The sequence below is a fragment of the Vibrio sp. 704 genome (genome assembly GCF_033339295.1).
Map to the genome: position 1 here is coordinate 1 of NZ_JAWOUH010000143.1, position 1,000 is coordinate 1,000.

Annotated in this window: 1 protein-coding gene; it reads left to right on the forward strand. The window is 44.5% G+C overall.

Annotated features, from left to right (window positions below):
- Positions 1 to 58 precede the first annotated feature (58 nt).
- A partial coding sequence (locus R7R24_RS25040; RefSeq protein WP_318119809.1) for a DUF3080 domain-containing protein occupies positions 59 to 1,000 on the forward strand: 942 nt, incomplete at its 3' end.

Consider the following 1,000-nt stretch of genomic DNA (forward strand, 5'->3'; position numbering starts at 1 on the left):
GGTATACTTTTTGACAACGTATTAATTGAGTAACACAAGCAAACAGACAAGGAAGTTCGTGAAAATCCTATTCTTCGCATTACTCGCTTTGCTCAGCGGTTGCAACGGTTGGATGAATCCAGAGCGCGCAATCTTTGAAAAGTACCATCAACGTTTAGCGAACGTACTCGACGTTCCCCCGAGAGAGCTTAACGAGGTTTCCGCTATCACGATTCCTGATAAAAGGGCTTTGTATCAAGAGCTGCCAAGATTGTCGCTAGGGTTACTAGAGAGTTACCAGCTGCGTCAATGCGGCCTGTTCAACCTGATTGCGGAAAAGAACTCCCAATTGGGCAAAGTACAAGACCCTTTCCATGACCTGGATTACCAAACCACTTTGCTCAACACGCTCAATGGTTGTTTGACTGAATACCCCTTGAGCGAAGACGAACGCACGACGTTAACTCGCCTGTATGAACAAAAATGGCAGCATCTTCCCGTTCATCTTGATAACGTTCTCCTCACAAGCGAAACCATGCGCAAGCAACTCACTGCTTCAAGTTGGTTATCAGCCAAAAGCCGCAATCAAACTGCTCATGTCAGTAAAACCTTTCCTGCGTTAGATGCCATGTATGAGACGCCTAAAGGGGTCATTTCGCGCTTACCCTCTTTCTCCTTCGTGCAATATCAAGAGGAAATGGAAAAGTCTCGCTTGATGGGTAAGGTTTACTTCACTTTGAACAGCACTTCTGAGTGGCTTGATGTCACCACAAAATTGCTAGAAGAAAATCAGGAGCGCATTGTGTGTGGAAAGAATCGAGACACCACACAATTTCGCTATTTGAAAAATGTTTTCCAGTCAATTTATGTTGAAGAAGTACAGCCATACCTCGCCTTTGTCGACAGTACATATCAGCAGTTGAATGATGGTGCAATACTCATTGAGCAGAGAATGGAACTTCATGGGGAAAGTTATGGCGTGATAAAAGCGCATGAGCAATTTAGAACAAAGACCCTCGAA